7 protein-coding genes and 1 pseudogene are annotated in these 7,140 nt (G+C 63.1%); 5 read left to right on the forward strand and 3 right to left on the reverse strand.

All coding sequences use genetic code 11. The annotated features are described in order from the left end of the window. The first annotated feature begins 151 nt into the window (after positions 1–151). Genes ABYW26_RS08100 through arsJ form a run of 3 tightly spaced genes read left to right on the forward strand, consistent with a single transcriptional unit; the run spans position 152 to position 3,285 of the window. Positions 152–1,000 carry an ArsR family transcriptional regulator gene (locus ABYW26_RS08100; RefSeq protein WP_372604264.1) on the forward strand — a complete coding sequence of 283 codons (849 nt, stop codon included), beginning with the start codon at positions 152–154 and terminating at the stop codon, positions 998–1,000. 24 nt (positions 1,001–1,024) lie between these two features. Then, entirely contained in the window at positions 1,025–2,035 is a 1,011-nt protein-coding gene (locus ABYW26_RS08105) for an ArsJ-associated glyceraldehyde-3-phosphate dehydrogenase (RefSeq protein ID WP_372604265.1), read from the forward strand. Then, on the forward strand, positions 2,032–3,285 hold the full coding sequence (gene arsJ, locus ABYW26_RS08110; protein ID WP_372604266.1) for an organoarsenical effux MFS transporter ArsJ: 1,254 nt from the start codon (positions 2,032–2,034) through the stop codon (positions 3,283–3,285). The genes ABYW26_RS08105 and arsJ overlap by 4 nt, the downstream gene beginning before the upstream one ends. On the opposite strand, the gene ABYW26_RS08115 is transcribed toward arsJ, so the two are convergent. After that, positions 3,282–3,983: a VIT1/CCC1 transporter family protein gene (locus ABYW26_RS08115; protein ID WP_372604267.1), complete on the reverse strand. Its 702-nt coding sequence runs from the start codon at positions 3,981–3,983 to the stop codon at positions 3,282–3,284. The two genes, arsJ and ABYW26_RS08115, sit on opposite strands and share 4 nt — an antisense overlap. Positions 3,984–4,128: 145 nt before the next feature. Here ABYW26_RS08115 and ABYW26_RS08120 point away from each other — a divergent pair, with 145 nt between their 5' ends. Continuing rightward, positions 4,129–5,061 (forward strand): LysR substrate-binding domain-containing protein, encoded by a 933-nt coding sequence (locus ABYW26_RS08120; protein ID WP_372604268.1) that lies wholly within the window; start codon positions 4,129–4,131, stop codon positions 5,059–5,061. A 15-nt stretch (positions 5,062–5,076) separates the two neighbouring features. On the opposite strand, the gene ABYW26_RS08125 is transcribed toward ABYW26_RS08120, so the two are convergent. Continuing rightward, positions 5,077–5,625 carry a peroxiredoxin gene (locus tag ABYW26_RS08125; protein WP_372604269.1) on the reverse strand — a complete coding sequence of 183 codons (549 nt, stop codon included), beginning with the start codon at positions 5,623–5,625 and terminating at the stop codon, positions 5,077–5,079. A 202-nt stretch (positions 5,626–5,827) separates the two neighbouring features. On the opposite strand from ABYW26_RS08125, the gene lipA reads away from it, so the two are divergent. Then, positions 5,828–6,778 carry a lipoyl synthase gene (lipA, locus tag ABYW26_RS08130; RefSeq protein WP_372604270.1) on the forward strand — a complete coding sequence of 317 codons (951 nt, stop codon included), beginning with the start codon at positions 5,828–5,830 and terminating at the stop codon, positions 6,776–6,778. 160 nt (positions 6,779–6,938) lie between these two features. Here the strand turns inward: lipA and ABYW26_RS08135 are convergent. Further along, positions 6,939–7,140, reverse strand: a pseudogene (locus tag ABYW26_RS08135) (diacylglycerol kinase); the annotation flags it as partial.

Here is a 7,140-nt window from a genome sequence, read left to right on the forward strand (position 1 = left end):
GCCTCACTCCCATCTCGTTTCGCGGATGGGGAATGGGAAGAGGAGATCACGGAACAGTGTCACTGGGCTGGCAAAATTGAGGCGGAAATAAGGCGGACATTTGGGCGCAGTCGGGCTGGCGTTTGTCACATAATTCTAATATTCATGAATTATGGAATTAAATAACGCGACATCGATTCTCTCGACGCTTGGGCATGACGGGCGGTTGTCGGTCTATCGGCTGTTGGTGCGGCGGGGGCCGGTTGGCGCGCGGCCGGGTGAAATGGCCGCTGCGCTGGGGCTGAAACCCAACACGCTGTCGGTCTATCTGGCGGCGCTTGAGGCGGCGGGATTGATCCATGCGCGGCGCGACGGGCGCGCCATCCATTACAGCGCCGATATGGCGCGGATGGGGGCGCTGGTCGATTTTCTAGTGGCTGACTGCTGTCGCGGGAGGCCGGATTTGTGCCTTGCCCCGCAGGACGGGGCTGCTTTGAAAGGACGCGCCATGCGTGAGACGCCCTTTAACGTGCTGTTCATCTGTAGCGGCAACTCGGCCCGCTCGATCTTCGCCGAGGCGCTGTTGCGCGATCTGGGCGGCGATCGCTTCAACGCCTATTCCGCTGGCACGGCGGCGTTTTCAACGCTGAACCCGTTCGCGGTCGAGCTGCTGACGCGCAACGGCCATGACATCGCGCCGCTGCGCGCCAAGTCGATAGCCGAGTTCCAGACCCCCGAGGCGCCCCGGATGGATTTCGTCTTTACCGTCTGCGATGCCGCTGCGAACGAGGATTGCCCGCCATGGCCCGGTCAGCCGGTTACCGCGCATTGGGGCCTGCCCGATCCGGTGAAGCAACAGGGCACCGAGGCCGAGAAATCGCTGGCCTTTGCCCAGACCTACGCCCGGATGCGCCAGCGCATTCAGGCCTTTGCCGCCTTGCCGCTGGACCAGTTGGACAAGCTGAGCCTGCAACGACACCTGGATGATATCGGTCGCCCGATCACCGATGATCCGGCCTGAGACCGCCCGAAAAGGAATAACACAATGGTAAATATCGCAATCAACGGCATGGGCCGGATGGGGAAACTGGTGCTGCGGGCGCTGTTCGACGCTGGCGTGCCGGGGCAGGTGGTGCTGATCAACGATCTGGCGGGCTCGCCCGAGCAGCACGCGCTGTTGATGGAGTTCGACACCGTCCATGGCCGCTGGCCCGCCGATATCAGCCACGGCGCTGACAGCCTGACCATAAACGGCCAGACCATGCGCGTGACCAATGCCGCCCGGATCGAAGACCTGCCGCTGGCCGAACTGGGTGTCGATCTGGTGATCGAAACCACCGGCGTGTTCAAGACCGGCGCCAAGATCGCCCCTTATTATGAGGCCGGGGTGAAGAAGGTGGTTGTTGGCGCCCCGGTCAAGGATGGCGGCGCGCTGAACATCGTCTATGGCGTCAACCACCACCTTTATGACCCTGCGGTGCATCATCTTGTCACCGCTGCGTCCTGCACCACCAACTGCATCGCGCCGGTGGTCAAGGTTATACATGAAGAAATCGGCATAAAGCATGGGTCTATCACGACAATTCATGATGTGACAAACACGCAGACCATCGTCGATAAGCCCGCCAAGGACATGCGCCGGGCGCGCTCGGCGTTGAATTCTCTGATCCCGACCACCACCGGCTCGGCCACGGCGATCACGCTGATCTATCCCGAGCTCAAAGGCCGCCTGAATGGCCACGCCGTGCGGGTGCCGCTGCTGAATGCCTCGCTGACCGATCTGGTGTTCGAGCTTGAGCGCGAAGTCACCGTGGATCAGGTCAACGCCCTGTTCAAAGCCTATGCCGATGGCCCGCTGGCCGGGATTCTGGGCTATGAGGAACGGCCGCTGGTGTCTTGCGATTATACCAACGACCCGCGCAGCACGATCATCGACGCGCTTTCGACGATGGTGGTGAACGGCACGCATCTGAAGCTTTACGCGTGGTATGACAATGAATGGGGCTATGCCTGCCGTCTGGTCGATGTCACCCGCATGGTGGCTGACAGCCTGTGAGAAACGACGCGAAACCGCGCGGCTTGGCCGCTTACGCTGCGGTCACGGCGGCCTATTGGGCGTTCATGCTGACCGACGGCGCGCTTCGGATGCTGGTGCTGCTGCATTTTCACGAGTTGGGCTTTTCGCCGATCCAACTGGCATGGCTGTTCCTGCTCTATGAGGTGATGGGCATGGTCACCAACCTGTCAGCGGGCTGGCTGGCGGCGCGGTTCGGGTTGACCTCGACGCTTTATGCCGGGCTGGCGTTGCAGATCGCGGCGCTGGTGGCGCTGGCGCAGCTTGATCCGGGCTGGGGGCTGATTGGGTCAGTCATCTATGTGATGGCGGTGCAGGGCGTGTCCGGCGTGGCCAAGGATCTGGCGAAAATGTCGTCAAAATCGGCGGTCAAGCTGTTGGCCCCGTCGGGCGATGGCGCGTTGTTTCGCTGGGTGGCGGTGCTGACCGGGTCGAAAAACGCGGTCAAGGGGCTGGGGTTCCTGTTGGGCACGGTGCTTTTAGGGGCGCTGGGGTTCACCGCCTCGGTCTGGGCGATGGCGGCGGCGCTGGCAGTGATCCTGGCGGCAGTGGCACTGTTCATGCCAGCGGGCCTGCCGCGTGGCAAGAAGGGCGCCAAGTTCACCGAGGTGTTCTCAAAGAACCGCGACATCAACCGGCTGTCGGCGGCACGGCTGTTCCTGTTCGGCGCCCGCGATGTATGGTTCGTGGTCGGCATCCCGATCTATTTCTACGCCGTGCTGTCGGACGGGTCCGAGGCCGGCAACCGCGCCGCGTTCTTCCAGATCGGCAGCTTCATGGCGCTGTGGATCATCGGCTATGGCGCGGTTCAGGCCTGGGCGCCGCGGTTGCTGCGCGCCTCTGACAAACCGCTCAGCGATATTGCCCGGCTGGCCACGCGCTGGGTGGCGGGGCTGACGCTGATCCCGCTGGCGCTGGCGGCGCTGGCGCTGGCCGGGCCGCAACCGTGGCTGACGGCGGCGGTCATCGCCGGGCTGATGCTGTTCGGCTTTGTCTTTGCGGTGAATTCGTCGCTGCACTCCTATCTGATCCTCGCCCTGTCGCAGGCCGAGCGCGTCACGATGGATGTCGGGTTTTACTATATGTCCAACGCCGCCGGGCGGCTGACCGGCACCTTGCTGTCGGGGCTAAGCTATCAGATCGGCGGCCTGCCGCTGTGCCTGTTCACCGCGGCGCTGATGGCGGGTCTCAGCTATATCTGCATCCGCAGGCTGACGCCGGGCGCGGGTTAGGCGCTGACCAGCAGACCGACGACAAAGGCCACTGCCGCACAGATACTGCCGACCGAGATGGTTTCCAGAACCGAGCGGCTGATCGGCTCGCCCGTGGCCACGCCGCGCAGCAGCCCCAGCATGAATAGCGCGGTCAATGTCGCGAAACAGGACAGGGCCAGGCTGAACGGTCCGGCCTCGGCCAACAGATAGGGCAGCAGCGGCAACACGCCAAAACCGACGAAGGAGGCGAAGGTCACCAGCCCGCTTAGCGCCGGATGGTCCTGTTTCCGCGTGGATTTGCCGTTGTTGCCGATCAGCAGTTCCGCGGTGGCTTGTGGGCTGGTCATGATCTCGCGCGCGGCACGGGCGGCGGCATCGGGCGCCATGCCGCGCAGTTCAAGCTGCACGATGATCTCGCTCAGGGCGCTGTCGGGGTCGGACTGGATATGCGACAGAACCCAGCGCTGGCGTTGTGCGAACATCTGGTCTTGCGAACGTGACGACAGGAAATCGCCCAGCCCCATCGACACCGCGTCGGAAAACAGATTGGCCAACCCGAACAGAATGACCGCCACGCCGCCAACCTGCGCCACGCCATCGGCCTGCGCCCCGGCGAACCCGGCGACAATGGCAAAGGTGGTGACAATGCCGTCATTGCCGCCATAGACGATCTGTTTCAGGTGATCCTGTATCCGGCCCAGCGGCGATTTGGCCATCTGTCTGCCCCTGTTGTTTCGCCCAGCATAGCCGCCCCTGCGGATGGGTAAAAGGCCCGAGCGGACCCGACGCTGCGGCGGTTTCAGGTGCGGTTTCGGTATTGTGGCAAGTTGCGCCAACGCCCGGTTCAGATAAGATAAGCTTATGAACATCACGCTGAAACAACTCCGCTATTTCATCGCTTTGGCCGAGGTCGGGAATTTCGGCCGCGCCGCCGAGGCGATGCATGTGACCCAGCCGGCGCTGTCGGTGCAGATCAAGGAACTGGAAGGTCAGGTCGGCAGCCAATTGGTCGAGCGCCAGCCGCGCGGTCTGGTGCTGACCCCGGCCGGGCATGACCTGTTGCGCCACGCCCGACAGGTGATGGCCGAGATGCAGCAACTTGAACAATCCGCCCGCTGGCAGCGCGGTCTGGGCGGCAAGCTGACGCTGGGGGTGATCCCGACCGTCGCGCCTTATCTTCTGCCCGAGGCGCTGCCGCTGCTCAGGATGTCGAACGTGACGCTGGAACTGGGCGTGCGCGAGGCCCAGACCGATATTCTGCTGGCGGCCTTGTCGCAGGGGCGGCTGGATGCGGCGATCGTCGCCCTGCCCACTGGCGAAGATGGCCTGTTCGAGGCGCCGCTGTTTCAGGATCGCTTTCTGCTGGCTGGCACCGACCGGATGCTGACGGCGGTGGGCGACCGTCTGCAACCGGCGGGTCTGAACCCGGACCGTCTGCTGCTGCTGGACGAGGGCCATTGCCTTGCCGATCAGGCGCTTGAGGTCTGCGCCCTGAAACGCGAGCAGACCCGGGTCGATCTGGGGGCCTCGTCTTTGGCGACGCTGTGCGGGCTGGTGGCGCAGGGGTTCGGCATGACCTTCCTGCCGGAACTGGCGCTGGCCTCGGAACAGGCGGCCTCGCCCGATCTGTGCTTGCGCCGCTTTCAGGGCGCCGAGCCGCACCGGACCATCGGTCTTGTGCGCCGCAGATTGTCTCAGGATGATGGCTGGTTCGCCGATCTGGCCGCGCTGCTGCGCGAGGCGGGGCAGGGCCTGATCGAAAAAGCGCGCCGGGCGTTGCCGCCCGACGCGTGATCTGTCGTCAAAGGCTTAGGCGACTTCGGCCACGCTGTGTTCTTTCAGCCAGGCCAGAACGGTCTCGGGCGAGGACACGCCATAGGGGTCGTTATCGGCATTGTCACGCAGGCCCGGCTCTTCGAACCATGCTTCGATCACGCCGTCATTGACCACGGCGGCATAGCGCCACGAGCGCACACCAAAGCCTTCGGGGTCTTTCTGAACCAGCATGCCCATGCGGCGGGTGAAGATGCCCGAGCCATCAGGGATGACCTTGACGTTTTTCAGGTCCTGCGCTTCGGCCCATTTGTTCATCACATAGCTGTCGTTCACCGACATGCAGTAGATCGCGTCGATCCCTTCGGCTTTGAAATTGCCAAAGCCGTTTTCATAACCGGGCAGCTGGTAGGTCGAGCAGGTCGGGGTAAACGCACCGGGCAGCGAGAACAGCACGACGCGCTTGCCTTTGAAATAATCATCGGTGGTTTTGTCTTCCCATTTGAACGGGTTCGGACCTTCGATGCTGTCGTCGCGGACGCGGGTGCGGAAGGTAACGTCGGGGACGCGGATACCGGCTTTCATGTCGTGTTCCTCTTTGGTTAGCAGGCAGCGGCGAGTCGGCCGGCGCCTTTGGTAAGATGGTTCCGCCCTTTGGTTAGAATGATTCTAAATCATGCTCAACCGGGAATAGGTAGACTGCGACAATTCAAGGCAGCCATGCGAAATCGGACGTTACATTTCCGCACAAAACGCAGTATTCAGGAGACAACTGTGAGGAAACCCTATGCGCGACCTGAAACTTCCCGATCAGCGGCACCCGGAAAAGGCACACCGCCCTGATAATGAGCAACCCAAGAAACCGGCCTGGATTCGGGTCAAGGCCCCGGGTGGCAAAGGCTATGCCGACACCCACAAGATCATGCGCGATCACGGCCTGACCACCGTCTGCGAAGAGGCCGGTTGCCCCAACGTCGGCGAATGCTGGAGCCAGGGCCACGCCACCATGATGATCATGGGCGAGATCTGCACCCGCGGCTGCACCTTCTGCAACGTCGCCACCGGCCGCCCCGATGCGCTGGACGTGTTCGAACCGGGCCGCGTTGCCGATGCGGTGAAAAAGCTGGGCCTCAAGCATGTGGTCATCACCAGCGTCGACCGCGACGATGTCGATGACGGTGGGGCCGAGCATTTCGCCCAGACCATCCGCGCCGTGCGCCGCCAGTCGCCCGACACCACGATCGAAATCCTCACCCCCGATTTCCTGAAATGCGGCCCCGAAGCGGTCGAGGTCGTCGTGGCCGCCAGACCGGACGTGTTCAACCACAACCTTGAAACCGTCCCCGGCCTCTATCCCGAAGTCCGCCCCGGCGCCCGCTATTTCCACAGCCTGCGCCTGTTGCAGCGGGTCAAGGAACTGGACCCGTCGATGTTCACCAAATCCGGCATCATGGTCGGCCTCGGCGAAGACCGTCAGGCGGTGACACAGGTCATGGACGACATGCGCGCCGCCAATATCGATTTCCTGACCATCGGCCAGTATCTGCAACCGACCCCGAAACACCACCGGGTCGACAGGTTCGTGACGCCGGACGAATTCAAGGCTTATGAAAAAGCCGCATATGGCAAGGGCTTCCTGATGGTCTCGGCCACGCCGCTTACGCGCTCTAGCTATCACGCCGGCGACGATTTCGCCCGCCTGCGCGACGCCCGGATGAAGAAACTCGGCCTGTCCTGAAATCAATAGCGCGCCTGACGGCGCAAGACATGCCTCGCGGCCCTTCGGGGCCGCTCAGGCTGCCTCCGGCGGGGATATTTTCACGAAGAAGAAATCCCGGCTTCTTTTTCGCATAAATATCCCGGGGTCCGGGGCAGCGCCCCGGCGCGCGGCTGGCGGATCACTTGCCGGGCAGGGCCTTCAGATAGGCTGCGATCGCGGCGCGGTCATCAGCTGTCAGGTGGCCAGCGTTTTCGACCACCGAGGCCATGTGACCACCGGCGCTGTCAAATTCGGGCGTAAAGCCGGTTTCCAGATAATAGGCGATGTCCTGCGCGCTCCAATCCAGCGTGGCGGGGGTGAGGCCGGGCACTTTGCCTTTA

The sequence above is a fragment of the Actibacterium sp. genome (assembly GCF_041584535.1).
Classification (GTDB): Bacteria; Pseudomonadota; Alphaproteobacteria; order Rhodobacterales; family Rhodobacteraceae; genus Actibacterium_D.

Excerpts from the sequence above, each read along its gene's own strand:
- ABYW26_RS08100 (WP_372604264.1), top strand. The coding sequence starts at position 152 with ATGGAATTAAATAACGCGACATCGATTCTCTCGACGCTTGGGCATGAC.
- ABYW26_RS08105 (WP_372604265.1), top strand. The coding sequence starts at position 1,025 with ATGGTAAATATCGCAATCAACGGCATGGGCCGGATGGGGAAACTGGTG.
- ABYW26_RS08115 (WP_372604267.1), bottom strand. The coding sequence starts at position 3,983 with ATGGCCAAATCGCCGCTGGGCCGGATACAGGATCACCTGAAACAGATC.
- ABYW26_RS08120 (WP_372604268.1), top strand. The coding sequence starts at position 4,129 with ATGAACATCACGCTGAAACAACTCCGCTATTTCATCGCTTTGGCCGAG.
- ABYW26_RS08125 (WP_372604269.1), bottom strand. The coding sequence starts at position 5,625 with ATGAAAGCCGGTATCCGCGTCCCCGACGTTACCTTCCGCACCCGCGTC.
- lipA (WP_372604270.1), top strand. The coding sequence starts at position 5,828 with ATGCGCGACCTGAAACTTCCCGATCAGCGGCACCCGGAAAAGGCACAC.